The organism is Comamonas koreensis (genome assembly GCF_014076495.1).
GTDB classification, from domain to species: Bacteria; Pseudomonadota; Gammaproteobacteria; order Burkholderiales; family Burkholderiaceae_C; genus Comamonas; species Comamonas squillarum.
On the sequence record NZ_CP043575.1, the window covers coordinates 2,757,851 to 2,782,311 of the forward strand.

Genomic DNA, 24,461 nt, shown 5'->3' on the forward strand with positions numbered 1-24,461 from the left:
AATGGCCAAGAAAGATATTGCCGTTCCAAGTTCTGAGCGCGACTGGCAAGCCGAAGACGACATGCGCACCCTGGCGCGCGCCGAAGAAATCCGCAAGGACCCGGACCGGCTGAAGGCGGCGCTCGGCAAGGCCAATGAAAAGATGGCTGAGCTGGGAGCCCTACAGGCGCTCCAGAGCGGCGGCAAGAACTGAGCACCCATTTACATAGACCACTGAGAGGACTGAACCATGAACGTGTTGCTGTTGAAACTGATGAAACGCCTGAACGAAGCCGGTGACGATGGCTCTGACGCTGGTGGCACAGGCGCCGCTCCTGCGCCTGCACCTGCTGAAGACCGTGGCGACGTTGTCGATCCTGAGCTGAACGCCAGCACCCTGGCCAGCCTGGTCGGCCAAGATGCCGGTGGCGAGGGTGCAGAGGCTGGTGAAGCGGGTGGCGAAGGCGGCGAGGGCGCTGGCGAAGGCCAGGAAGCAGACGGCGCTGGAGAGGGCGGCCAAGGCGGCCGATCCGCTGGCATCCCCCCCGCTCGCTTCAATGAAGTGAACGAGCGCCGCAAGCAGGCCGAGAAGGACCTGGCCGAAGCTCAGGCAGAGATTGAGCGCTTGCGCCAGGGCGTTGGCCAAGCGCCCAGCCCAGCCCCTGCACCTGCTGCAGGAGCACCAGCAGCACCAGCAGCTGCGCCGGCAGCACCCTTCGACGAAGATGCTCAGGAGCAGGCATATGTGAGCGCCTTGATCGACGGCGACCACAAGCGAGCTGCCGAAATCCGCAAGGGCATCAACGCGCACCTGCGTGATGAAGCCACCAAGGCGGCAATCCAGCGCGCTGACGAGCAGCGCCAGGCTGAACACCAGCAGGCCGTGGGCCGGGCTCTGGCGGCAGAGACGGCACTGACTGTCGAGAAGTACCCGTACCTGGACACGCCAGAAGGCGCCGAGGCAGTGGAGCTGATCGTGGCAGCGCGTGACGCCAAGATCGCCAAGGGCGTGCCTGCTCACGAAGCTCTGCGCGCGGCTGTGGCCGCCATTGCACCCCGGTTCGCTCCTGCCTCCGCTGCCGCCGCTGCAGCGCCTACCCCGGGTAAGGATTCTGCTTCTGCAGCAGCTCCGGCAGACTCTCGTACATCCGCTGCAATTGCTCGCGGCGCTGCAGCCTCAGTGGCTCAGCCTCCAGCACTGAATGGCGGCGTAGGTGATCGAGCCAATGCAGGCAGGGTCAACGTGGCGCAGATGACGGACGAGCAGTTCGAAAACCTGTCACCCGCTGAGATCAAGAAGCTGCGCGGCGACTGATTGCCAAACCCCAGCAGGCACTCACCCGGCCTGCTGGTTCAAACAGGGTGCACCTCGTCTGCTGGCCGACGTAAAAGGCCTGGCCTCTTGGCAGCCCATGCCATGCACTTCGCAATAGGGCGGCGCATGTCCCGAACAAGTAACCACTTATTTGGAGCATGCAATGCAGACGAATTTCGCAGGGCTGACGCCCGTTCAAAAGCTGGTCTGGTCGCGCGACGTTTGGCGCGCCGCCCGCGACCAGATGTTCCTCAAGCGCTTCATGGGCACCACCCAGGGCTCGATGGTGCAGGTGATCAAGGAGCTGACCAAGACGGAGAAGGGCGAACAGGCCATTTTCCAGCTGGTCGCCGACCTGGTCGAAGACGGTGTGATCGGCGACAACGAGCGCGAAGGCAACGAAGAAGCCATGCAGTCGCACAGCCAGATCATCAGCTTGGACCTGATGACCCATGGTGTGCGCAACAAGGGAAAGCTGTCTGACCAGAAGACGGTCATCAACTTCCGCGAGACCGGCCGCGACAACCTGGCCTACTGGCTGGCTGATCGCTGCGACCAGCTGGCATTCCTGACCATGTCGGGCATCAGCTACGCCTACAAGCCCAACGGCGCGCTGCGTGTGGGTTCGCCATTCCCATCGCTGTCCTTCGCCGCCGATGTGCGTGCACCGAGCGCCAAGCGCTCCCTGATGTACGACGGCACCAGCCTGCAGGCGTCCAACACTGCGGCCATCACGACGGCGTTCCTGCCTTCGTACAAGATGATCGTGGACCTGATCGCCTACGCCAAGGAGCACTATGTGCGCCCTCTGACCGATGGCGGCAAGCAGTACTTTGTGCTGCTGGTGGCCCCCGGCACGCTGGCAGCGCTGAAGAAGGACCCCGATTACCAGCGCGCGGTGGTGGCGGTGGCCACGAAGGCGGGCACGGATTCGCCATGGTTCAGTGGCGCGACCGTGACTGTGGACGGCGCCGTGATCCACGAGCACAACAAGGTCTACAACACCAAGGGTGCAGCAGCTGGCTCCAAGTGGGGCGCCGACGGCAACGTCAACGGCACCCGCACGCTGCTGTGCGGTGCACAAGCCATGGCCATGTGCGACCTGGGCGCGCCGGACTGGGTTGAAAAGCTCTTCCAGTACGACAGCCAGCAGGGCATCAACGTGGACAAGATGATCGGCTTCCTCAAGCCACAGTTCCACTCGATCTACGACGACAGTGTCGAGGACTTCGGCATTGTGGCGGTCGACCACTACCTGCAGTAAGCAGCCTACAGGGCAGGGCCAGCGTGCCCTGCCATCCTTTTCCCCTTGTTGTTGATAGGAGCTGATCATGTCGATCAAGAAGAACGCCGGCCGCCAGGAACTGATTGTGGCCACCATGCTGATCGCCTTTGGCGATCCCAAAGCTTATGGCACCGCCGAAGCTGCCATTGACCTGCCCGGAAATGCTGTGCCCGTGGGCGGTGATGTGACCGTGATCACCCCCTGGAACAGCGCCACCACGGCGACTTTGAAGCTAGGCGATGCGGCCGACGATGACCGCTTCACCGCAACGCCCATCGACTTGAAAACCGCTGGCCGCACTGCGCTGACCATCACCGGTTTCAAGACGCCTGCTGCCCAAGCCATCAATGCTCTGCTCGCCCAGACGGGCGCGGCAGCCACCGCTGGCCTGGCGCGGGTGACTGTGCACTACTACGTGGAAGGCCGGTCGGCTTTCACTCAAGGCTGAGTTTGTCTCAGTGGTCGGGCCGTTAAGGCCTTTCACCCGGCAGCGTCAAACCTGCCGGGTCTTTTGAAAGATGAATCACCATGCTCAAATTTCGCTCTCCCACCGCTGAGCCGATGCACATCGGGCTGACCAGTGGCCACACCACGGTCATCTCGACCGAAGGCAACGAAATCCCTGCGATCTTCCATCGCGAAGCCATTGCCCGCGGCGCGATCATCGTCACCGGACAAGCTGACGGTGCAGGTGCAGTGGTCCAAACCACCGCCGGCGGCACCACCCCAGTTGACACGGCCAACCGCTCCCTGCTGATCAAGCAGGCGCTGCAGGCCATGCTCGATGGCGGCGAAGAAGGCGACTTCACTGCCGAAGGCAAGCCCAACCTGACCAAGCTCAAAGCTCGCCTGGGCTTCGCAGTCACCCGCGAAGAAGTCGAAGCTGGGTGGCAGATCGTCTCCGCTGGCGATTAAGGCTCCACCATGAATGTCGGCGATTTCATCTCGACCTTCCGGGCAGCCGTCCTGGACCAGGCCGATCCACCGTTCTGGACATCGGAGGAGATCGTCGGCTTTCTCAACGAGGCAGTGCAAGAAGCGTGTGAGCGCGCCAAGCTGATCGAGGACCGCGCCACCGCACAGGTGTGCACACTGGCGGTTGTGCCTGGCCAAGACACCTACCCGCTGCACCACTGCGTCTTGGAGATCAAGCGGGCAGCCTTCAATGGCCGTGCCATCTGCGAAACGAGCGTGGAGGCAGAGGATGCGCTGAATTGCAACTGGGAGCAGCGCTCTGGTCATCCCCGAGACTTTATTTTTGAACAGGCCAGCGGGGCGCGTCCGCCGCAGCTGCGCATCCTGCCCCGCCCCACGGTGCCGGGCACAATCCACTTGACCGTTTACCGTGGGGCCCTGAATCCTCTGCGGCCTGGTGCGTGTGGGGAGACGCCTGAGCTGCCCAGCCGCTACCACAAGCGCCTGATGCATTGGCTGATGTACCGTGCGCACCTCAAGCAGGACGCCGACACGTTCGATGCCGTCAAGGCTGGTGAGCACCTGGCGCTATTCGAGCAGGCCTTCGGTAGACGGCCTGATGCCAACGTGCAGCGTAAGCAGCGCGATCGTCGGCCGCCGATAGTGCGCAGCCACTGGTAAGGCCACCCGCTAGGGATTGGCTGGAGACCTTTGCACTGGGAGACTTGCACCAGTCTCAAGTGAAAGGCCCTCTCAATGGCAACCGTTGACCCCACACAGCGCCGCTCGCGCGCGCAGGACTGGCTCAGCCAGATTCCGATGGACACCGACATCAAGGCACCAGCGGCCGACGGTTCCCAGAACAGTCCCTTAAATACCGAGGTAGGTCGCAACGTGATGAACACCCTGATCGCTTTGCCAGGGGCAGCGGCAGTTCCTGGCGCAGTTGGGCTGGGTGCGAATACAGCAGCAAGAGCGCTGGGCGCGGCTGCACCAGCCGTGACCGCCACGGGGCGTGCAGCTCAGGCGTTGGGCTCGTACACGCCTGTGGTTGGTGGCGGCGCGCTCTTGGGTGTGGCTGCATCACCAGCTGCGCAACCAACGGCCGCTGCACCATCGCCAGCGCCGGCGGCACCGCAAGCGAGTTCCTCAACCCCAACAGCGGCTGGCCCGCAGCCCCCATCGCAGGCCATGGCCACTCCTCCCGGCACGCCGTCGGCAGCGGCCTCTGGCAACGTGACCCGTGTGGGCAACAGCTACAGCGGATCAAATGTCTCGGGCAATATCACCGTGAATGGCCAAGCACCGGGGGGCGGCTTCATGGAAGGACAGGCCGGCCCACGGCAGCAAATGGCAAGCTTGAGCCCTGCAAGTCCCTCCGTACCTGCAGTTGCAACTCCGCAAACAGCCAACAGCACCAACGACTATTCGGCTCGCAAGCAATTGGAAAACCTGGCCACTTCTGCCAGCAGCATCACCAACACGCAGCGGTGGGGAAACGTGCGTCGAGGCGAAGTCACGCCAGCGGTCATGGCATACCAAGCCGCGCTCGCAAACGACACAGCTCTGCAGCAGCAGCAGGCAGGGCTGGACAACAGTGCAATGGTTCAACAAGCCAACTTGCAGCGCGAAGGCATGCAGCAGCAAGGCGCCAATGCACGAAGTGCTATGAGTGGGGCTGTGCAAATGGGTCGACTAAATCTCGATGCAGAGGCACAAGGGTATGCAAACCGTGCTGCCGCCCAACAGGAGCAGCTGCGTGGGCAACTCATCGATCCCAAATCCACGAGCGAGCAGCGACAGACTGCACGGCAGGCCTTGATGACCTTGAGTGGACGGCAAGATGCAGATCCCTACCTTGTGGTGCCAGGTGGCCAGCAGGTCGACGCCCTCAGCGGCCGGGCCTACAACACGCCCTCGACAGTGTTCAACCGGCAGACGGGGCAGTGGGTGCAGCAGCCGGGGCAGGGCGCGCAGCAGCCACAGTTCGAGAAGGGCCGTGTGTACGTGAATCCGAATGGTGAGCGTGCCCGCTACAACGGGGCCGGGTGGGAGCCGGCTTAATCGACAGGCCTAGCGCCCGTCGGATCAAAGGGGAAGTCATAAAGCCTTCTGCAAGCAATAGCCACCAGCGTGGCAGCCTGATTGCTCCGAGTGTCCACAGCCTTCTTGGCGGTGCACTCGGCCCCTGACTTGAAGCCCAGCACGCCACGGCCTGAGCCCTGAGGTATGGCCTCGATGCCGCCAGGGTGCTCGGCCAGGCACGACTGCATGATGGCATGGGCCGCAACGTCGTTCTGCGCTGCAGGGGCCTTGTCCAGGATGCAGGTGGCGTAGTTCGCGGCCATGGCAGGGGAGGCCATGAGCAAGGCCAGCAGTGCATGTACAGAGTGCATAAAAGTGTTGATTGGCAAGGACTGGTAAGCCATGATCGGCGTGTACACCTTCGCCAACAGAGTTTAGGGTTAACTAAGCGCTTGTGCTACGATTCCGTAATTGCTAGAACGAACAATAGGCCGTAGATCCTATGTGTAGCAACGCCTGGGACATGGGAACCAATGATGCTCCGCGTTCTCTAACCCGACACAGAACCCTGCAACCAACAGAAGGACACAGACATGAAGAACAAAGACTTCATTATTGATGTGCGCCCTGTGCGCAGCGAGCTTTTATCTGCAAAAGAGTTTTTAAAACTTGCAGATGAAGAACCAACACTAATTGAGAAAGTTGAATTCAGACCTCCGGCTCCCGGCCGGAAAGGCTTCGGAGAATTCTTCGTTAATTACACTCGCTCGCGACATCGTCGCTTAGTAAATGGCTAGTAATTCGCCTGCCCAAAGAAATGGAGCGCCGAACATCTCTGAAGAAACTGTCAAAGAGATGATCGCGGTACAGAAGCAAACTCTGACAATCAAGCTTAAAGAACTTGAACGAGACAGTGCAGAGATTGAATTCAACAAGAAGATAGCTCAAAGCTCCATCGATGCCCAAGAGAGGGATCGTAAGCATGAGCGAGAAGAGAATACAAAACGACAGTCGCACAAGTATTATTTCGGATTGGCTATTGTCGTTTTGATTTTCGCCTTTTCTGCTTATGCACTACATTTAGGACGAACTGATATTCTGATGGATGTCCTAAAAGTAGTTGTGGGCTTTGTAGGCGGTCTTGGTTTTGCTACTTATAAAACAAGAAGCCGCGATAAAGACGACGATGAATAACGACGCACCATAATCAAAACCCGCTCCGGCGGGTTTTTTCATGCCCCCGCGTAGGGTTCGACTGAGGCAGCCGCTCCCGGAACACTGGGGGCATGGCATTCCAATTTGACCCCACCGGCGCGCGCCCAGTCGATGACACGCCAAAGAATTTCAGCTTCGATCCAGCGGGCGCAGTGCTGGAGAAGGACGCTGGCGGCGTAGTCTCAGACTTAGCCAAATCTTTCAAGGTTGGCGTGCAGCGCCTGCCGGGCATGGCCGCTGGCCTGGCGGATCTTCCCATAGCTGCCGTGAGCGGCGCGCGGCCAGTGACGGCTGCAGCTGACGCCATCGGCAAGGCCACGGGCTTCCAGCCTGGGAAATGGGCCGACGAAACCAAGTTCTCTGCTGGGCACGAGCAGGGCCGCAAGGCGGTCGACGAAGCCTGGGAGCAGGGCGATGTAGGCTCCATTGCCAAGGCCTACCTGCAGAATCCTGGCTACACCGCTGGCCAAGTGGCTGAATCCCTGCCGGGCATGGTGGCGGGCGGCCTGGTCGGGCGCGCGCTGATGGGCGCCGGCGCGGCAGCGGCTGCCGGCAATGCCGCTGGCGGCGGCGCGCGCGCAGCTGTGCCGGGATATCTGGAGCGGGCCGTGGGCCAGAAGCTGGCCGTGCCCATTGCCGCAGGCGCCGGTGAAGGTGCCGTGACCGCGGCTCAGCAGATGGCCCAATACGAGGGAGACGACCAACAAAAGAACGCGCTTGCGTCCCTGGGCGCTGGTGTCGGCACCGGTGTGCTGGGAGCCGTGGGCGGCCGGCTGGCCAACAAGCTAGGCCTGGAAACCGCAGAGACTGCCATCGTCAACGCAGGCAAGGGCCGGCTGGCGGAGGGCGCGGGCAGATCTTTGGCCGGGCGTGTTGCCGGTGGCATGGTGTCCGAAGCTGTGCTGCAGGAGCTGCCCCAATCCACCCAAGAGCAGATGTGGCAGAACTATGCCGAGGGCAAAGACATCTGGGAAGGCGTAGCGCGCGCTGGCGTGGAAGGTGCCATCGCCGGTGGCGTCATGGGCGCAGGTGCCAACATTCGCGGCCGGCGCACTGAGGGCCAGCATGCCAATGACCTGGCCCGCGACGCGGCAGCCAGCGCCAATGGCCTTGCCGAGGAAGCGCAGAACCAGCCTGCGCCCCTGATGCTGGGCAACGCGCCGCCCGATCAGATGGTGTCCTTCCCTGATGGCAGTGTGGGCCGCCGTGGCGAAGTCGAGAGCTACCTGGCCAATCTCCCGGAAGACCAGCGCGAGCAGGAGCGCTTGCGCCTGATGGGCCAGCAGTTCACCGAGGTGAACGACCCCCAGGCGCAGCAGGCGCGTCGCTGGTGGGAGAACTACGGCGAGGATGGGGCCTCGGCGCAGCGCCCCGACTACCTGGCTGAGGTGCAGCAGGCCGTGCGCAGTGGCACCCCGTTCAGCACGCAGGAGACGGTCGACACGGTGCGCAGCGCCATGGAGGACTCCTGGCTACAGCAGCATGTACAGGCCGAGGCGTCGCCGGAGTCGGCCGCCGCGCCGGCGCAGGCCGCCGATGCCATTGGCCAGCAGCTGCAGGCAGAGTTTGACCAGGCTGGCCAGGATACAGCCGTCGCAGCGGTGGACGCGCGCGTGCGCACCGGCCGTGTTCTTGCCGGCTTGCAGAATGTGCTGGACGCCGGTGCCGACAACTCCCTGCAGGTGCTGTCCCGCTTGAATGATTCCCTGGTGCGCATTGGCGAATACCCGCTGCAGCCCGGCGAGGTGGCGCGCGTGCGCCGCATGACCGACGCCTACATGGGGTTCAAGGGAGCGCGGGAGGCCGCGCCATTGCCGACGGCGCCGCGCCGCGCGGCCGACATGAACGCCGACAACGCGGCCATGGAGTCTTTAATTCCTGAGCGGCCAATGTCCGAGCGCATGGGCTTGAACCCTGCCGCCGGCCCCCTTTCCCGCGCAGCAGTGACCGCAGTTGATGGAGCCGCAAATGCCCAAGCTACCCAAGGATCGCTGGCCCGAGCCGCCCAATCCATTCCCGCAACCCGAGCCCTTCCCATGGAAGCCGCTGGGCCTGCGCCAGTTTCTCAACCCGTAGGAGCAGCCCTTGTCTCGCAAACCGATCAAGCCCAGCAAGTCCCAGCGCAACGCCCGCAAACAGCAGGAGCGCAAGAAGCCCAGCCAGAGCGGGCAGGGCTGACCGATGGCAGCACCACGCCTCAGAACTCTGGAACGCAAACAACGCCAGCGCCAAGCGCGCAAAGCCAAGCGGCGCCTGCAGCGCAGGAAGTAGCTGCACCTGCACCGGCCCGGCCAGAGAACTGGCGATCCAGCATGCTGCGCGCTGCACCGGTGGCCCGTGCCATGGGCATCGAGACGCGTGGCAAGCGGCTGGCAGAGGTTGTTGCTGAGGTGGATGCAGCGGATGCTCAGCGTGCCGGCGTGGAGCAGACCGGGGCAGATCTCGCCTCAGGTCAAATCGACGGCGAGTGGAGCGCCTTTGCGCCAGAGACTGGCACCCTGGGCATTCCGCGCGCACAGATGCCGCAGATCAAGGCCTCTCACCGTGGCGCCCTGATCAACTTCTTGAAGGCGCGCGGCATCGACAGCAAGGCTGCAGAGATGCCGGCCAATGACTTGAAGCCCACCCAGGCAGAATTCTCGCAGCGCAAGGTGGATGCCGCGCGCGGCTTCACCGGTGGCGACCGATCCATCCTCGTCTCGTCTGATGGGTACGTGGTGGACGGTCACCATCAATGGCTGGCCAAGCGCGCCAACGGCGAGCCGGTAAAGGTGGTCCGCCTGCAGGCGCCTATCCGCGAAGTCCTTGCCCAGGTGGCTGAGTTCCCAAGCACGCAGGCATCTGACGGAGCGACAGCGGCGCGTGAAGAAGGTGGCGAGTCTGCAGCCAGCACAAATAATGAGGCGGCGCAGTTCAGCCGGGGCACGCCAGGCATGACGCCAGAGCTGGCCGCCGCCATCATGCGCATCAAGATGCCGGCTACCGTGGACACTGTGCGCGCCGCAGTGCGCGACCTGGTCGGCGGCCTTGGCACCCTGCCCAACCGGCTGGGCCGCGTGGTCGTGGCCACTTCTGCGGAGATCCGCCAGACCTGGGAGCCGCTGATTGGGCCCGTCGCTATGGAGGCCGCCGGCGACACTGGCCGGGCCCAGGGCTTCTACGACCCGAAGACCAAGACGGTGTTCCTGATTGCTGACCACATCCAGCGCGGCCAGGAGGCGGGCGTCGTTGCGCACGAGCTCATGCACAAGCACGGTGAGGCGGTGCTGGGCGCCGAAGGCTGGCAGCAGCTGCACGGGATGATCGAAGGCTGGGCCAGCGCGCCAGAGGGCAGCATGGAGCAGCGGGTGTACAGCGAAGCGCAGGCCCGCGTACAGTCGTCCATGCCAGAAGGTGCGCAACAGCAGCAGTATTCGTCGCAGGAGCTGTTCCCATATGCAGTGCAGGTGGCGCTGGAGATGGGGGTGCGTCCCAATCTGTTGGCTAAGCCCGGCACCGTCGCTCGCTGGCTCGGCCAAGTGCGCGCCGCGCTGCGCCAGGTATGGGCCAAGATCACCGGCAAGCCTGGCCAGTTCGAGGCGCAGGACATGGTGAACCTGGCATTCGGCATCGCCCAGCGGGAGAACCCAGAGCATGCCGGCGAGCTGGATGGCTCGATTGCTCCGTTGCGCACAGCGACCAACTTCCTGCAGGCGCGCCAAGCAGTGAAGGAATTCCAGGGCAGCGAGCTGACAAATGCAGCTACCGGGATGACTGCAGTGCTTGCTCGCAACAGTTTGGACAAGATGCTGAGCGGCAAAGCCGTGGCCAAATCCGAGACGCCGGCCACCCACGCTATGGCGGTGGCCAACGCAGACAGCCTTTTTGAGCGGGCCATTTTGGGATGGAGCAAGGAGGACCGAGCTGGCGACCCGAACATTCGGGCCATTCACCGGTTCTTTGCGCCGCTGGATGTGAACGGCCGCGCCAAGCTGGTGAAGCTAACCGTCAAGGAAAGCGTGAGCGCGGATCGCCAGAACCCGCTGTACACAATCGAAGCGGTGGAACTGAATGAAAAGATGCCAGGGGAGGCTTGGATGGAGGCTGCTGCCCGCGAGGATGGGGTGAGCCTGGACGCAAAAAGTCCCCTGCAGCGGGGAGTAGGTCGGCAGGATGACCAGCAAGCTGGATCCCGAGCAACCCTCACGCCACCCCACGGTTTTACCCCGGGCGACTCTGCAGAGGACGTGCGTAGTTTAGCGCAAGAGGTGGAGCGTCGCAATTCCGTCCCCTCACAGGCGACGGATAAGGCGGAGCCCCCCAAAGGATCAGGCGGCGAGGGAGTGCAGTTCAGCCGCGCCGGCGCCGCCACCATCACCGACAGCTACAACCCATCCCAGAAGCAGGCCGCAGAGAAGGCCTTCGGCGCCGTGTCCAAGCAGACGGTGGCGGAGCGCGCCAAAGAGATGCGCTCCAACCTGGGCACCAAGCTGCGGCAGGGCCTGGTCGACCAGTTCGCACCCATCAAGGAGGTGAGCGAAAAAGCCTATATGCTGGCCCGCCTATCCAAGGGCAGCGACGGTGCGGTAGAGGCTGCCTTGCTGTACGGCAAGCCCTTCCTCAAGGATGGCGTGGCTGATGTCAACATTCAGGATGGCGGCTTTGCCAAGGTGCTGGCCAGCCTTAAGGGTGAGCATGACCGCTTCTTCCAGTGGGTGGCGGCTCAGCGCGCCGAGCGTCTCAAGGCTGAGGGAAAAGAGAACCTGCTGACCGACCAGGACATCTCTGCCCTGAAAAGCCTCAACACCGGATCGTTCCAGGATGGCACGCCGCGCATGCCGGCATATGCGGCAGCCCTGCGCGAGCTCAACGCCTTCAACGAGGCGGGGCTCAAGATCGCCAAGGAGTCCGGGCTGATCGACCAGGCCGCCATGGACCTGATGAAGGACCAGCCCTATGTGCCGTTCTACCGCTTGATGGAGGACGGCGATATCAAGGGCGCCAGGTTCAGTTCGGGCCTGATCAACCAGCAGGCCTTCAAGAAACTCAAGGGCGGCACCCAGCAGATCAACGCCGACCTACTGCAGAACACGCTGTTGAACTGGAGCCATCTGTATGCGGCGGCCGCGCGCAACCGCGCTGCGCTGGCCACGATGAAAGATGCCGAGGGCATGGGCATTGCCTACCAGGTGCCGGCCGACACCAAGGGCGCCGTGAAGGTGATGCGCGACGGTGTGACCGAGCACTGGATGATCGAAGACCCTTACCTGCTGGACGCTGTGTCCGCGCTGCACTACACCCCGAGCAAGCTGGCCCAGGGCATGGCGCCGTTCAAGCGGCTGCTGACCATGGGTGTGACGATCAATCCCACCTTCAAGATCCGCAACCTGATCCGCGACTCGCTGTCTGCCATGGCGCAGTCGGACCTGGGCTACAACCCATTTGCCAACGTGGCCCAGGGCTGGAAGGCCATGGACAAGAACAGTCAGACCCAGGCCTCGATGCTGGCATCGGGCGGCATTATCAAGTTCGGCACACAAGAAGACACCGGTGCGCTGCGCCGCAAGATCGACAAGCTGGGCGGCACCATGCTGGACAAGGATGGCTTTGGCAAGCTCAAGAGCCAGATGGCAAGCCTGTGGGAAGCCTACGAGGAATTCGGCGACCGGACGGAAAACGCAAACCGCGCAGCGCTGTATGAGCGCCTGATTGCCAAGGGCCACAGCCATGCCGAGGCCTCGTTCATGGCGCGCGACCTGATGGACTTCTCCATGAGCGGCAAGTGGGAGATGGTGCGATTCCTCACCCAGACGGTGCCGTTCCTCAACGCGCGCATGCAGGGCCTGTACAAGCTGGGCCGGGCGGCCGCCGAAGATCCCAAGCGCTTTGGCGCCATTGCTGGGGCGGTGTCCCTGGCCAGCCTGGGCCTGCTGGCTGCCTACCAGGATGACGAAGACTGGAAGAAGCGCGACGACTGGGACCGTGACAGCTACTGGTGGTTCAAGATCGGCAACCAGGCCTTCCGCATTCCCAAGCCGTTCGAGGTCGGCTCCATCGGCACGCTGGCCGAGCGCACGGCAGAGCTGATGCTGAGCAAGGAGATGACAGGCAAGCGCTTTGGCGAGCGGCTGAGCGACATGATCTTCAACACCTTCGCCATGGACCCGACGCCGCAGGCGGTCAAGCCGCTGCTGGACGTGTATGCCAACAAGGACAGTTTCTCCGGCAAGGCTATCGAGGGCTTCGCCGACGAACGCCTACGCCCGCAGGACCGCTACAGCGACCGCACCTCTGAGGTTGCGCGCTTGCTTGGCTCGTGGGGGCTGCCCGATCCGGTGAAGCTGGCCAAGGGCGACTACTCGGCCCTCAGCCCCAAACAGATCGACTTCCTCATGCGTGGTTACACCGGCTGGCTGTCCACCGTGTTCACCACGGCGACCGACACCGTGCTGCGTCCGATGATGGGCCGGGGAGATCGTCCCGAGATGCAGATGCGGGATGTGTTCCTAGCGGGCAACTTCATGGAGAACCTGCCGACCAACTCCAGCCTCTACCTCAGCACCATGTACGACCAGGCGCGGGAGATCAGCCAGGTGTGGGCGTCCTACCAGGCAGCAGTCAAAAGCGGCGATGTGGAAGGCGCGGCCAAGATCCGGGCGGCCAATCCCGAGGCACTGGCCAAGCGCATCCCCGTGGAGGCGGCCAAGACTCGGGTGGCTGAGCTGTCACAGCAGGCCAAGAAGGTGGAGGGCGACCGCCTCATGAGCGCGGAGGCTAAGCGCCGACGGCTCGATGAGATTGCCGCCCAGAAGGATGCAATCGCAAAGCGCCTGGCCACCCTATGAGCTGAGGGTGCCCTGGCGTAGGAACTGCCATACGAACCCGCACGCGCCGAGCAAGACGATGATCACCCAGAAGGTGGACCACATCTCTCGGCGCTGCTCGCGGGTGGTGAGGTTGACGAAGATGACGATCAGGATGATCGCGCCCCAAAAGACGAGTGCTGCCATGCGCGCAGCATATAGCTGATGCATGTCAGCGCCAATCCAATGGGGTCGGATGGAAGAATGCCCTTAAAGGTTGAGTGCTGTAAAGGCCTCGAAGATAGGCACATGTTTGATTGTTGTGAGGATCAGAATGTGCACAACAGCCTCAACAAGCCCTGTCAAAGCATCAGCCAAGTCCTTGATACCACTAAGCACTATCAATATTTTCAACATACTCATTCCCATGAAGAAAGGTATGCGGACTGGATAGCGAATGTAAGAACCGACTCTGAATCCTCAAAAAGGGCTAGAGTTTTATATCGGTGAAGCTATACTGACACTATCCAAACCGCGTTACTACCAAGTTGCTGTTACGGATCTGACCCGGAGGAGTACCAGTCCTGCCGGGTCAAACCTTTTGTGCTTCCTGCTTTCGCCGGAATTCACTCAGAGACACTGCATATAGTGTTTCAGGCATTAAGTCTACGCTACCTGTAGCGTTCTTGAGAGCAAAAAAACAGGCCCATTTTCTTTTGGATACCTGTTCTCAGAGGGGTGCTACTTAAATAGAATCAAGTAACCAATTGATTTCTATTGGGCTTTCCTCTTTTTTAATTCCCTTCTGAACTCAGGGCAATGTCCCCTATACGGGCCTGGTAGTCGTACGCGTTCTCACCCCTATGGGGTTCGACCTTTTTTCTCGTTGAATCAACACTTGTCGTCATGTTCTACGTGGCGGCAACAGGGCGGCCACGAACTCACCCTAGGAGTTCACATGGCCATCACCACCAGCTATCCCAAGGGCATGGAGCGCTTGCTCCAGGGCTCCATCAATTTCGCAACCGACACGATCAAGGTTGCTCTCGTCACCGACGCCTACACATACAGCGCTGCGCATGAGTTCGTCTCGCAGCTCGGCACGCGGGTGGGGGACGACATCACCTTGGTCAACAAGTCGATCACGGGCGGGGCCTTTGATGCTGACGACGCAGAGACCGCCCCGCTGGTGCCGGGCAGCACCATCAAGGCTATCGTCATCTACAAGGACACGGGCAACGCCAGCACTTCGCCGCTTCTGCTGTACCGCGACAACGTGACGGGCTTCCCCTTGGCTACCAATGGCGGTGCAGTGAAGCTGCCATGGGACAACGGGCCGCTCCGTATCGCCGCACTGCTGGCCCCGTTCTTCCCCGCTGGCGGCGAGCTGGTACTGGGCGCCGGGGTGAACTTCCTCACCGACGATCTGAAGGTCTCGCTCCTGCCGGCCTCGTTTGATTCCAGTGGAACCTATCGCTTCCTGGCAGACGTGGGCACCACGCTGGGCACTGCCCAAGCCTTGACTGGCCGCACCATCACCGGTGGCGTGTTCAACGCCGACGACGTGGAATTCGGGGCTGTGGCGAGCGGCTCGCCCGGATCGGTGCTGCTCTACAAGGACACGGGAGTGCCAGATACCTCGCCCGTGCTCCAGCGCATCACCCAAGTGGCCGGCTTCCCCTTCGCTGCCAACGGTGGTGCTTTCACGCTGCGATGGTCTGATGGCGCGCTCAAGATTTTCAGCCTGATCCCGTAAGGAGGCTCCATGGCAATAGACGCCTTCTCCAACAACGCATCCGGCGCCATCACTGTGGCGCTGGGGAGCGAGGACACGGTCATCACGCTGCCAGACGACGGCAGCGCAGACCGTTTCGCTGATCTCTCGCAGGGACTCATGCAGCGCGCAACCCTGTCCAATCCAGCTGTTCCTGGCCAAATCGAGATCGTCTACATCACCGCCAAGGATGGCTCCAACTTCACAGTGAAGCGCAATCAGGAGGACACCTTTGCAGCCGTTGATTGGCCCGCAGGCACCACGCTGGAGGCGCGGGTCACCGCCGGCATGCTGGGACGATTTCTGCGTGCTGACGACAAAGGGGTCTTCAAGACCACGGGCGGCGAGGGTGGGGCAGGTGGAACCAGCTTCCTCGTCAACACCAAGGTGGAGCGAGATTCGCGGGTGGTGCAACTGGCTGGGGTGCAAATGCTGCACCGGCCCGGCGCTGCGCTGACCACCACCTTCTCCGCAGGCCGCTACTCTCAGGACATGAACATGTCGGTGGAGTCTGTGGGCGGCTCCTGCTTTGTGGAGCTGGGCGACAACATCGAAACCTGGCAGGCTGGGCAGACCTACTCAGGTCGGGTCATTGTGGCACCCCCCACCGCGACGGGTTTCAACTACCTCTTTGAACCTCTGGATCCGCAGTTCCAGTACACCCGCAGCGCCGAAGACCCTGGATTTGATGACTCGGGCTATGCCATCGAGGCGTACAACCCTGACAGCAGCGGGGAGGGTGAGCCAGTTCTGACGGGCCAATGGCTGCCGCTCACCATTCCCCTGGCCGTCGAGCTGAACCTGCCCAGTGTGGCGGCCGGCGTAGCGCTGACCGAGGTGGGCTTTATCTGCTACGAATACGACGCTACCACGGCGCCGGTGATCTCGATTGGCCTTGAGGCGGATGGCGACCTCGTGAGCGCGCAAGCGCTCTCTGGCATCTCTGGCGAGAAGCAAATCCAGCGCTTTGCCGTCACGCATAGCGGGGCCTTGGCCGGCAAGATCATGTTCAAGGTGGACACGCCCGCTACCGGGCGGTTCTATGGCCGCTTCTACTGGCGCGGGATGGTCTTTGACCAGTGATTGAGCCATGAGCTACCCCCTTATCAACGGCGCCGCGATCAACGCGGACAGCGCAGCGGAGAACACCATACCGGGCCTGTCGCTGTGCGCGGCCGGTGTGCCCATGGCGGTGTTCGAGTTCGATGTCGCTGGATCCATGGTCTGGGGCTTTGGCGCGCTGGCGGCCAAGATCGGCGAGGACGTTGAGCTCTACCTGCCGGGCATCAGCCTGGTGCAGAGCCCCTGGCACAGCGCCGAAGCCAGCCAGCCACCGGCCAGCACGGCATTCTCTGTGTCGGGCTCTCGCGCGCTGGGCATCGGCGCCATGCGCGCTGTGGCTGGCAGTCTGGAAGGCCAGGCGCAAGGCGCCGTGGTCCTGGGGTGTGGCGCGCTGGCGGCCGAGCCTGTGGGATTTGCGGCCGGCGCCAAGGTCTTGGGGCTGGGGGAAGTTTCCGCTTCGCGCATCGGCACGGTGCAGTCAGCGCGCGTGCTCGGTATGGGTGGCGTGTCGGTGGTCAGCTCTGTAGTCATCCCCGGCGTGTCGCTATGCCGGGGCGGGCCCGTCGCCGCGACACTCGCCGGCATGGATGGCCAGGTTGAGGGCTCGCAGGTGCTTGGGTTTGGTGGGCTGACGGTGTCCTATGCCTTCCGCGTCGGGCAGTCTTTGGCGCTGGGCATCGGGGCAATGCGGGTCGAAAGGGATAGCGAATGCTGACATTTGAATCGTTCACTGGCATCAACAATGTGCAGCCTGCGCACCGGCTCTCGGGCAGCGACCTGCTGGCGGCCGAGAACGTGGACATTGGCCTTACCGGTGAAATCACGCGTCGCGGCGGTCTGGCCCTGGTGGACGAGCGCTGCCACAAGAACCTGCACCAGGCCGCTGGCTTCATGCTGGCCACCGTGGGCCCCGTGCTGACTGCCATTCACCCCGATGGCGCGCGGCATGTGATCCATCCGGCCATGGGCTCGGACCGTGTCTGGTACTGCGACCTGCCCGACGGCCGCGTGACCTACAGCAACGGCCTGATCCAGGGCGTGACGGATGGCCTGGCCGGGCGCGAACGCAGCGTGCCCGCGCCGCAAGGCCTCGGCGCGCCGGACATTGGATTTGGCCAACTGCACCCAGGCAACTACCGCTACCACCTGAGCTATGTGCGCCTGGCCGATCATCTGGAGGGACCTGCCATCAGCTCGGATTCCATCACCATCGCCCAGGGCGGCCTGCACCTCGATGCTCTCCCGGTGCTCGATGGCCATGCGATCAATGTTTACTTGAGCGGCAAGGACGGGGAGGGGGCCTACCTGGCCGGCACCACCACGGAGGCCACCTTCCAGTACGGCGGCACCAACGCGGCCCTGGTGCTGCCCTGCCGCACGCTGGGGGCGCAGAGCTTTCCGTTGGGCACGATCACGGCCTTCTGGCGCGGCCGCGTGCTGGTGGCCCAAGGCAATGTGCTGTGGGCGAGCCGGCCCAACGCCCCGCACCTGAGCGACTGGCGCGACTTCAAGCAGCTGGCCGGCACGATCACCGCTATCCAGCCTGTCGATGATGGCGTCTACGTGGGCACAGACCAGGACCTGCTGTACCTGGGCGGCACCACCTGGGATGGCCTGGTGTACCAGCCAACCAAGCGCGGGCCGGTGGTGCTGGGCTCGGGCGTGGCAGTGCGCGGCGATAAGGTCAAGTTCGGCGATGGGGCGGGCTCTGGCATGGCCATGCTGTGCATTGCTGGCGGCGAGATGGTTGCCGGCTTCAACCAGGGCCAGACCACCAGCCTTACGGCCAACCGCTACAAAACCGATGTGCAGGAGGTCTGCGCCACCTTTCGGGAGGTGGACGGCATCCCTCAGTATCTGGCGATTCCGCAATGAGCCTGTGGAACCCCTACGCCTTCACCCCCACGGGAGCGCGCGCCTCGGTGTCGGCGCCGCCCGCGCTGCGCGTCATCGGCGGCCGGGCATCGGGTGAGCAGATGGGGATGGCACAGGCCGCTTTTGCGAAGTTCTGCGGCCGCAGCCGTGTCTCTTTTTGGCAGAACCCCAATGAGCAGGGCACGCTGCCGGACGGCTCCCGCTACAAGATCATGGTGGTGGGCAACAGCACGGTGATGACGATCTGGCCAGTGAATGCCCAGAGCAAGCCGCCTGGCAAGATGGGCATCATGCTGACCACCAAGGTGAACGACAGCTACATCAGCAAGCTGTTTACCCCAGGTGGCGAATTCGACAAGCCAGACGGGACCTGGGAGGTGACCGACCTGCAGGCAGGCAGCCGCGATGGGGTCTATGTCACTTCAAGTTTCGGCGGCAAGTTTCCCGCATGGGCCCAGAACCGCACCTTCGCGACGCCAACCAAGCTCAGCTATATCACGAGTTACGGTGGTTATGGCAACCGCCGCTTTATCCAAGCCTACCCCCAGCTCGACGGCGCGCCGGTGGCACTGCTCGACAGCCGCACGCTACTGACGCTGGTGCGCTCGCGCGGTGGACTGGAACTGCACCGCCTGACGATGCTCAAACCCGGCGAACTGTTCCCGCCCAGCGAGAACCCATATGCATTGGATCCTGTAGAGCTGACATTCGACATCAAGCTCCACCAGAACCTAGTCATTGGCGACATGGCGGAAAGCGTCCCTTTCGCCGAAGACTTTTGCATCAGCAAGGACGGCAGCCGCGTGCTGGCGGTGTACCAGGGCGAGGGCACGGTGATCGTGCCTGGGGTGCCAGAGAACGGACAGATTGTTCGATGGGCCGCGCCGAATGCGCCACAGCTCGGGGCAGAGGTCAATTCTGACGGCAGGGCCGTGTATGGCTACACCGATGGAGGCTTCAATGACCGGCCCAGGGATCGTTGGGTGCAGGCTCGCGAAGCCAATTACCGAGTTGCTGAATACCGCATGCAGGGCGGGAGCCTCTCCCGCACGGAGCTTGTGTTTAATCAAACCGGCGCATTTGTCGATGTCGAGCCTATTGCGGACTGGCGCATCAATTTCTTCGGCTCGGCCCCAAGCACTGAATACAACATCGGGCCCAATCTCTGGGGAAACACGCTCTCGCGTAACCAGCCAGTCTGGTCCAACCGCTCAGCCCCAATGGTGGTGATCACAAACCGAGAGTACCTCGGAGATGACGCCAACGGCAATCCCATGTACCGCACTACCTGGAAAGGTGCAGGGCCCGTGTCTGCAACGGAGGAATCCAGTTGGAAGGGTAAGAATGTTCTGCTGAACTACTTCGCAGGTAACGAGCGGGTGGTCCTGGTGGCCGAGTCGGAGGGGCGCTATTCATTGACCGCCAGCGGAAACTACGATGAGACGGCTGACATCTGGACGGATTCGTCCAGGAACAATGCCAGCAAGGAGCACAACGATGGCGGGACTATCTCTCGCTCTCGCACCTCGTACGTGACGCTCAACAGCGGGGAAAAATTCCAGCTCATAGAGCAGGTGGTCTCTGAGAGCGGGTCTTTTACCTCGCGCCAGGTGAATGCAGAGCACACCAACCAGGCGGAATTGTGGGTGGACAACTGGACAACCTCGGATGTGTCCTATTCAGCAAAGCTGCTGTCCAGAGGCATCTACGTGTATGACCCATCGCTCTATCTACTGGTCTACACGGAGGGCACGGCTGAGCATTCTGGCGGGTTTGCTTATGACGCTCATACATGGACACACAACAAAGGCGCACTGCGTGACAACGGGACAGATTCCTCCCTGTCCAACAACTGCCCCTTGCCCAATCCAAAATTCAGCTTGGTTATCCGCTTTGGCAATACGAAGCTCACTTTTCCCATCCAGCTGCGGACCGATGACGCCATTGCTCGGAAGCGTGCACGCCTGTCATGGGGCGTGACCTGCGGCGTGGAGCCGGAGTGGCAGCTACCTGCAAAAGGGTTGATCACTATCAACAGTGGCCGGAACTTTGGCACGCCCCCTGGTTTTCGGGAGAACGGCCAGCAATGGGGGGTGAACGAAGGGCGCGTGGTCAATTCGACCTACGCCTTTTTCGAGACCATCCCCCGCTGCGTGCCCTTGGGATGCTCCATGCCCACCATAGAGGTGTATTACGCCAAGGACCCGTGGACGGGTGCCGCGCTGCTGCTCATCAAACCCTACCAGATAGTCGGCGGCATTCCTGTGATTCTCACGGTAGACGAGCCCATGGCCTTTGCCATTGATCGCCAGGGAGTCAAGCGGCTATCTGCCATCGATGCCAGCGTGCTGGTCAACCAAACCACGAACATCAACCCAGAATGAACGCCATTGTCCTCAACACCCTCACAGGGGCCGTGAGCGAGTACACCCGCCACGAGTTCCAAAGCATCACGCCCACACACGCGGGGGCGGCCACAGGCCTGTATGCCTTCGGCGGTGACCTCGATGTGGATCTGCCCATCGTGGCAAGCATCCGGCTGCCGGCAACCTTGCGCGAGTCCACCTTGAAAAAGCGGATCGACATGACCTACCTGTCCATGCGCGGGGAGGGCTGCGCGCAGTTCAGCGTGCTGGGCCCAGATGACTTCCCCTGGGACTATCAGTTTCCCCTGCGCAGCAGCGGGCAGACCAGGTGCCAGGTGGGCAAAGGCATCCGCGAGAACTACCTGGGCTTTGCGCTCAGCAACCCCGCCGGCCAGGCTTTCACCCTCGATCGCATCGAGATCCTGACCCTCGAATCCAAAACACGGAGAGTTTGATATGGCAACCGATGTCAACGGCCCAGCCGAAATCGTCAAGGACAAATACGAGCGCTCTGTTGAGCTGGCCGACAAGGCCGCCAAAGAGGTAAGCACGTTCCAAGACGCGCTCAACAAAAGCATCTACCAGCCCCCGCAGATCAGCGTGCAGTGGTCATCCCTGGCTGCGCCCAACCTGCCGGCTATTCCTGATACCCCTGACCTGCCGGCCCTGGAGCTGCAGCTGCCCTCGGACATGCCAGCAGCTTTTAACGGCACCATGCGCGATGTCACGTTCAGCGATTTCGCGGTTTCGGCCCCGACGCTTAACTTTGGCGTTGCGCCAACACTCACTATCGGCCAGGCACCCAGCCTGCCGCAGATGCGCGAGGTGGCGCTGCCGGATGCGCCAGAGGTGGTAATGCCAGGGCTCCCTCAACTGCTGACCCTGACAACTCATACCTTTGGTGGCGTGAACCTGCACGAGGACTGGCTGGACAAGCTCGATGACATCCCCGCGCTGTCGGTGTTGCAGCCTGCGCCTTTGAAGTACACGCCCGGCCAGAAATACGCCTCTCAGCTACTGGACGGCCTCAAAGCCACGCTGACCGCGCGCATCAACGGCGGGTCAGGCTTGTCGCCGGCGGTGGAGCAGCTGATTTGGGACCGCGCGCGCGACCGGGAAACCTACCTGGCGCTGGCCCGGGAGCAGGAGGTGCAGCGCAGCGCCGAGGCGCTGGGCTTTCCTCTGCCTATTGGTGTCATGGCTGGCCAGCTCGCCGATGCGCGCCGCGAATACCACGACAAGCTCTCTGGCCTGAGCCGCGATGTTTCGATAAAGCAGGCCGAGCTCGAGCAGCAGAATGTGCGAGACAGCATCCAGTCTGCGCTGCAACTGGAATCGGCGCTGATGGATCAGCACTACAAGTGGGAAATGCTGGTGTTCGAGTCCACCAAAGCAGCGGCAGACAATGCCATCGCCATCCACAACGCTGCGCTGGAGCACTACAAGGCGCTGCTGGCCGGCTACCAGGCCTACGCCTCTGCTTACGATGCGGTGATTCGCGCTGAGCTGTCCAAGGTGGAAGTGTTCAAAGCGCTGCTGTCGGCAGAGCAGATCAAGGCCGACATCAACAAGAGCTTGGTCGACCGCTACAAGGCGGAGATTGAGGGAACCATGGCGGCCGTCGAAATCTACAAGGCCCGCGTGGGCGCAGCGCAGACCCTGGTGGAGCTGGAGCGCACGCGCATTCAAGCTGGCGGCGAGCAGATCAAGGCCTTTGTGGCCACGGTCAACGCCGAGCAGGCCAAGGCCGAGCTGTACAAAGCGCAGATCAGCGCCGAGGCCACCAAGGTGGATGCCTATGGCCGCATGGTCCAGGCATATAGCGCGCGTGTGGGTGCCCAGGCGGAACGCGCGCGGGTGGAGGTGGCGCGCTTCCAGGCGCTCATCTCGGCCAAGGGCCTGGAATGGGATGGCTGGAAAGCTCGTCTGTCGGCAGCCTCCGCCCAGGTGGAAGCGGCGGCCCGGTCATCCTCGGTGCTGATGGACGGCTACCGGGCCGGTGCCTACGCTGCTGAAGCGCAGGCCAACTCGCTCATGTACCGCTGGCAGTCCGATATCAAGCAGTACGAAGCCGGGCGCGAGCTCACCTACCGCGTGCAGAAGTCGAACAACGACGCGATCATCCATGCCAACGATGCGCGAATGGATGCGGCCAAGGTCATGCTGGGCACTGGCTCCCAGCAGGTGGCGTCTGCATGGAGCATGGTGTCTGCATCGGCTGCCATCTCTGCGGGCTCGTCGGATAACTACAACCACCAGGTGAATTAACGTACCCCGCGTAGGGTTCGCCTCGACGAGCCAAGGGCCGGACACTGTTCACATGACAGAACCGGCCCACCTTTGCTACACGATCTACCAGGGAGCGACGTTCCGGCGTCGCTTCCGGTGGTGCATTGCGCCTTATCCCACCAAGCTCCTCAACGGAAAGCTGGTGTACGCGCAGACCGGCCGGCCTGTTCCCGACTCTGACCTGATGCCGGTGGACCTGACGGGCTGCCAGGCGCGCCTGCAGCTGCGCTCCGATGTGCTTGCACCTGATGTACTGCTGGAGCTGACCACCGAGAACGGCCGGATCGACCTGTCTCTGGGTGATGGGCACATTGCTTTTTTCCTGGACGCCGCGACTACCGCTGGCTTGCCTTATGGCGAGTCTCCGCCCACGCGCTGGCGCACTGCTGTTGGCCAACTGGAGGTGGTGCACCCTAATGGCGATGTGACGCGCGCGGCCGAGATCTCCTGGAGCCTGAATCCTGAGGGCACGCGATGAACTGCGATTCCTCTGTTGTGTTCGACCTGCAGCCCGGCAGCATCCTGGTGACGCCCGAGCAAAGCCATGTGGTGGTGGACCGGGAAGAGGTCACCCATGTGGTGATCGCGCCTGGTGAGCAGGGGCCACCTGGTCCTGCGGGCCCGCCCGGGGGGGGCGGCGATCAATACGTGACGCGCACCGCTGGCCAGACCATCAGCGCCAACCGCGTGCTGTATGACCGGGCAGGCCTTGTGTATCCACTGGGCCAGACGGATGGCGACAACATTTTTGCCATCTTGGGGCTGGCAGTGTCTGCGGGCCAGGCCGGCGCCCAGATTTCAGTGCAGCGCAGCGGCACGGTGACAGATTCGGGCTGGTCTTGGGCCTTTGGCCGTGTCTACCTGGGCGCCAACGGGCAGCTTACCCAAACACCGCCTACCAGCGGCTTCTCTGTGCTGATCGGCTTTGCAGCCACTGCGACCAGCATCAATCTTTCAATTAACGATCCAATCGAGGTGTGATATGCCACAAGGTTTTTTGGCCCTGGTGGGCGGCAAGGTAAAGCAGATTATGGGCATCGCCACTTCGGCGGGGGCCACAGACGCGGGCAAGATCCCGGCGCTGGACAGCGCGGGCAAGCTCGACATGAGCATGATGCCAGCGGGCATCGGCGCCAATACCAAGATCGCTCCGGCGTTCGAGGCCTTGGGCACGGGCAAGTTCGTGAACCTGTTTTCTGACGCGGGCACCCTCAAGGCACGCCTGGCCGACAACTCCAACAACCGGCCGGCCCACGGGTTTGTGCTGGCTGCAGTGGCTTCGGCCGCGAATGCGACCATCTACCCGCTCGATGTGGCCAACACCGCTTTGACTGGCCTCACCTTGGGGAACGACTACTGGCTGGGCACAGCCGGCGATGTGACCTTGACCCCGCTGGATGCCACTGATGTCGGCAACGTGAACAAGGTCAACCAGATGCTGGGCACGGCCACGAGCGCGACTGAGCTGCGCACTGACGACTACGGCTTCCAGATTCTGTAAAGCTCATGGGCATCCGTAAGCCACTCGTCCTCAGCGGGGGAATCCCGAGGCAGCTGCCTGCCGGGGATGCCGTCGTGG

General features: G+C 62.6%; 22 protein-coding genes. 20 read left to right on the plus strand and 2 right to left on the minus strand.

The window, feature by feature from the left end; all coding sequences use genetic code 11:
* The first annotated feature begins 1 nt into the window (after position 1).
* From F0Q04_RS12460 to F0Q04_RS12490, 7 genes are all read left to right on the plus strand, one after another.
* Entirely contained in the window at positions 2-193 is a 192-nt protein-coding gene (locus F0Q04_RS12460) for a hypothetical protein (RefSeq protein WP_182340937.1), read from the plus strand.
* 36 nt (positions 194-229) lie between these two features.
* A complete protein-coding gene (locus F0Q04_RS12465) occupies positions 230-1,294 on the plus strand; it encodes a hypothetical protein (protein ID WP_182340940.1) in 1,065 nt (354 codons plus the stop codon).
* Positions 1,295-1,457: 163 nt separating this feature from the next.
* Positions 1,458-2,558 (plus strand): N4-gp56 family major capsid protein, encoded by a 1,101-nt coding sequence (locus F0Q04_RS12470; RefSeq protein WP_182340944.1) that lies wholly within the window; start codon positions 1,458-1,460, stop codon positions 2,556-2,558.
* A gap of 67 nt (positions 2,559-2,625) precedes the next feature.
* A complete protein-coding gene (locus F0Q04_RS12475) occupies positions 2,626-3,027 on the plus strand; it encodes a hypothetical protein (protein ID WP_182340946.1) in 402 nt (133 codons plus the stop codon).
* A gap of 80 nt (positions 3,028-3,107) precedes the next feature.
* The gene (locus F0Q04_RS12480; RefSeq protein ID WP_182340949.1) at positions 3,108-3,494 is read left to right on the plus strand and encodes a hypothetical protein; all 387 of its coding nucleotides are present in this window, start codon (positions 3,108-3,110) and stop codon (positions 3,492-3,494) included.
* Between the two features lie 9 nt (positions 3,495-3,503).
* On the plus strand, positions 3,504-4,175 hold the full coding sequence (locus F0Q04_RS12485; RefSeq protein WP_182340952.1) for a DUF6682 family protein: 672 nt from the start codon (positions 3,504-3,506) through the stop codon (positions 4,173-4,175).
* A gap of 510 nt (positions 4,176-4,685) precedes the next feature.
* Entirely contained in the window at positions 4,686-5,558 is an 873-nt protein-coding gene (locus F0Q04_RS12490; RefSeq protein WP_182340955.1) for a hypothetical protein, read from the plus strand.
* Here F0Q04_RS12490 and F0Q04_RS12495 read toward each other — a convergent pair.
* A complete protein-coding gene (locus tag F0Q04_RS12495) occupies positions 5,555-5,890 on the minus strand; it encodes a hypothetical protein (protein WP_232539326.1) in 336 nt (111 codons plus the stop codon). The genes F0Q04_RS12490 and F0Q04_RS12495 overlap by 4 nt on opposite strands.
* A gap of 222 nt (positions 5,891-6,112) precedes the next feature.
* Between F0Q04_RS12495 and F0Q04_RS12500 the strand changes: the two genes are divergently transcribed.
* The 3 genes from F0Q04_RS12500 (at position 6,113) to F0Q04_RS12510 (ending at position 13,558) form a co-directional block, all read left to right on the plus strand.
* Complete coding sequence (locus F0Q04_RS12500) at positions 6,113-6,316, plus strand: hypothetical protein (protein WP_182340958.1); 204 nt, start codon at positions 6,113-6,115, stop codon at positions 6,314-6,316.
* A complete protein-coding gene (locus F0Q04_RS12505) occupies positions 6,309-6,713 on the plus strand; it encodes a hypothetical protein (RefSeq protein WP_182340961.1) in 405 nt (134 codons plus the stop codon). The genes F0Q04_RS12500 and F0Q04_RS12505 overlap by 8 nt, the downstream gene beginning before the upstream one ends.
* Before the next feature lie 92 nt (positions 6,714-6,805).
* Complete coding sequence (locus F0Q04_RS12510) at positions 6,806-13,558, plus strand: LPD38 domain-containing protein (RefSeq protein ID WP_182340964.1); 6,753 nt, start codon at positions 6,806-6,808, stop codon at positions 13,556-13,558.
* Here the strand turns inward: F0Q04_RS12510 and F0Q04_RS12515 are convergent.
* On the minus strand, positions 13,553-13,723 hold the full coding sequence (locus F0Q04_RS12515; protein ID WP_182340967.1) for a hypothetical protein: 171 nt from the start codon (positions 13,721-13,723) through the stop codon (positions 13,553-13,555). The genes F0Q04_RS12510 and F0Q04_RS12515 overlap by 6 nt on opposite strands.
* A 751-nt stretch (positions 13,724-14,474) precedes the next feature.
* Between F0Q04_RS12515 and F0Q04_RS12520 the strand changes: the two genes are divergently transcribed.
* The 10 genes from F0Q04_RS12520 to F0Q04_RS12565 are packed head-to-tail and all read left to right on the plus strand — an operon-like array spanning position 14,475 to position 24,383.
* Positions 14,475-15,272 (plus strand): hypothetical protein, encoded by a 798-nt coding sequence (locus tag F0Q04_RS12520; protein WP_182340971.1) that lies wholly within the window; start codon positions 14,475-14,477, stop codon positions 15,270-15,272.
* A gap of 9 nt (positions 15,273-15,281) precedes the next feature.
* Complete coding sequence (locus F0Q04_RS12525) at positions 15,282-16,373, plus strand: hypothetical protein (protein ID WP_182340974.1); 1,092 nt, start codon at positions 15,282-15,284, stop codon at positions 16,371-16,373.
* 7 nt (positions 16,374-16,380) lie between these two features.
* Positions 16,381-17,067 (plus strand): hypothetical protein, encoded by a 687-nt coding sequence (locus F0Q04_RS12530; RefSeq protein ID WP_182340977.1) that lies wholly within the window; start codon positions 16,381-16,383, stop codon positions 17,065-17,067.
* A complete protein-coding gene (locus F0Q04_RS12535; protein ID WP_182340980.1) occupies positions 17,061-18,227 on the plus strand; it encodes a hypothetical protein in 1,167 nt (388 codons plus the stop codon). The genes F0Q04_RS12530 and F0Q04_RS12535 overlap by 7 nt, the downstream gene beginning before the upstream one ends.
* Positions 18,224-20,611 (plus strand): hypothetical protein, encoded by a 2,388-nt coding sequence (locus tag F0Q04_RS12540; RefSeq protein WP_182340985.1) that lies wholly within the window; start codon positions 18,224-18,226, stop codon positions 20,609-20,611. Before F0Q04_RS12535 ends, F0Q04_RS12540 begins: the two co-directional genes overlap by 4 nt.
* Positions 20,608-21,048: a hypothetical protein gene (locus F0Q04_RS12545; RefSeq protein WP_182340987.1), complete on the plus strand. Its 441-nt coding sequence runs from the start codon at positions 20,608-20,610 to the stop codon at positions 21,046-21,048. Before F0Q04_RS12540 ends, F0Q04_RS12545 begins: the two co-directional genes overlap by 4 nt.
* 1 nt (position 21,049) lies before the next feature.
* Positions 21,050-22,861 carry a hypothetical protein gene (locus tag F0Q04_RS12550; protein ID WP_182340990.1) on the plus strand — a complete coding sequence of 604 codons (1,812 nt, stop codon included), beginning with the start codon at positions 21,050-21,052 and terminating at the stop codon, positions 22,859-22,861.
* 52 nt (positions 22,862-22,913) lie between these two features.
* Entirely contained in the window at positions 22,914-23,360 is a 447-nt protein-coding gene (locus tag F0Q04_RS12555) for a hypothetical protein (protein WP_182340993.1), read from the plus strand.
* Positions 23,357-23,863, plus strand: coding sequence for a hypothetical protein (locus F0Q04_RS12560; RefSeq protein WP_182340996.1), 507 nt, complete (start codon positions 23,357-23,359; stop codon positions 23,861-23,863). The genes F0Q04_RS12555 and F0Q04_RS12560 overlap by 4 nt, the downstream gene beginning before the upstream one ends.
* A gap of 1 nt (position 23,864) precedes the next feature.
* Positions 23,865-24,383: a hypothetical protein gene (locus F0Q04_RS12565; protein WP_182340999.1), complete on the plus strand. Its 519-nt coding sequence runs from the start codon at positions 23,865-23,867 to the stop codon at positions 24,381-24,383.
* The last annotated feature ends 78 nt before the right edge of the window (positions 24,384-24,461 follow it).

Excerpts from the sequence above, each read along its gene's own strand:
- F0Q04_RS12550 (WP_182340990.1), top strand. The coding sequence starts at position 21,050 with ATGGCAACCGATGTCAACGGCCCAGCCGAAATCGTCAAGGACAAATAC.
- F0Q04_RS12565 (WP_182340999.1), top strand. The coding sequence starts at position 23,865 with ATGCCACAAGGTTTTTTGGCCCTGGTGGGCGGCAAGGTAAAGCAGATT.
- F0Q04_RS12555 (WP_182340993.1), top strand. The coding sequence starts at position 22,914 with ATGACAGAACCGGCCCACCTTTGCTACACGATCTACCAGGGAGCGACG.
- F0Q04_RS12540 (WP_182340985.1), top strand. The coding sequence starts at position 18,224 with ATGAGCCTGTGGAACCCCTACGCCTTCACCCCCACGGGAGCGCGCGCC.
- F0Q04_RS12490 (WP_182340955.1), top strand. The coding sequence starts at position 4,686 with ATGGCCACTCCTCCCGGCACGCCGTCGGCAGCGGCCTCTGGCAACGTG.
- F0Q04_RS12495 (WP_232539326.1), bottom strand. The coding sequence starts at position 5,890 with ATGCACTCTGTACATGCACTGCTGGCCTTGCTCATGGCCTCCCCTGCC.
- F0Q04_RS12515 (WP_182340967.1), bottom strand. The coding sequence starts at position 13,723 with ATGGCAGCACTCGTCTTTTGGGGCGCGATCATCCTGATCGTCATCTTC.
- F0Q04_RS12475 (WP_182340946.1), top strand. The coding sequence starts at position 2,626 with ATGTCGATCAAGAAGAACGCCGGCCGCCAGGAACTGATTGTGGCCACC.
- F0Q04_RS12530 (WP_182340977.1), top strand. The coding sequence starts at position 16,381 with ATGAGCTACCCCCTTATCAACGGCGCCGCGATCAACGCGGACAGCGCA.
- F0Q04_RS12560 (WP_182340996.1), top strand. The coding sequence starts at position 23,357 with ATGAACTGCGATTCCTCTGTTGTGTTCGACCTGCAGCCCGGCAGCATC.
- F0Q04_RS12510 (WP_182340964.1), top strand. The coding sequence starts at position 6,806 with ATGGCATTCCAATTTGACCCCACCGGCGCGCGCCCAGTCGATGACACG.
- F0Q04_RS12485 (WP_182340952.1), top strand. The coding sequence starts at position 3,504 with ATGAATGTCGGCGATTTCATCTCGACCTTCCGGGCAGCCGTCCTGGAC.
- F0Q04_RS12470 (WP_182340944.1), top strand. The coding sequence starts at position 1,458 with ATGCAGACGAATTTCGCAGGGCTGACGCCCGTTCAAAAGCTGGTCTGG.
- F0Q04_RS12520 (WP_182340971.1), top strand. The coding sequence starts at position 14,475 with ATGGCCATCACCACCAGCTATCCCAAGGGCATGGAGCGCTTGCTCCAG.
- F0Q04_RS12545 (WP_182340987.1), top strand. The coding sequence starts at position 20,608 with ATGAACGCCATTGTCCTCAACACCCTCACAGGGGCCGTGAGCGAGTAC.
- F0Q04_RS12465 (WP_182340940.1), top strand. The coding sequence starts at position 230 with ATGAACGTGTTGCTGTTGAAACTGATGAAACGCCTGAACGAAGCCGGT.
- F0Q04_RS12460 (WP_182340937.1), top strand. The coding sequence starts at position 2 with ATGGCCAAGAAAGATATTGCCGTTCCAAGTTCTGAGCGCGACTGGCAA.
- F0Q04_RS12480 (WP_182340949.1), top strand. The coding sequence starts at position 3,108 with ATGCTCAAATTTCGCTCTCCCACCGCTGAGCCGATGCACATCGGGCTG.
- F0Q04_RS12535 (WP_182340980.1), top strand. The coding sequence starts at position 17,061 with ATGCTGACATTTGAATCGTTCACTGGCATCAACAATGTGCAGCCTGCG.
- F0Q04_RS12500 (WP_182340958.1), top strand. The coding sequence starts at position 6,113 with ATGAAGAACAAAGACTTCATTATTGATGTGCGCCCTGTGCGCAGCGAG.
- F0Q04_RS12525 (WP_182340974.1), top strand. The coding sequence starts at position 15,282 with ATGGCAATAGACGCCTTCTCCAACAACGCATCCGGCGCCATCACTGTG.
- F0Q04_RS12505 (WP_182340961.1), top strand. The coding sequence starts at position 6,309 with ATGGCTAGTAATTCGCCTGCCCAAAGAAATGGAGCGCCGAACATCTCT.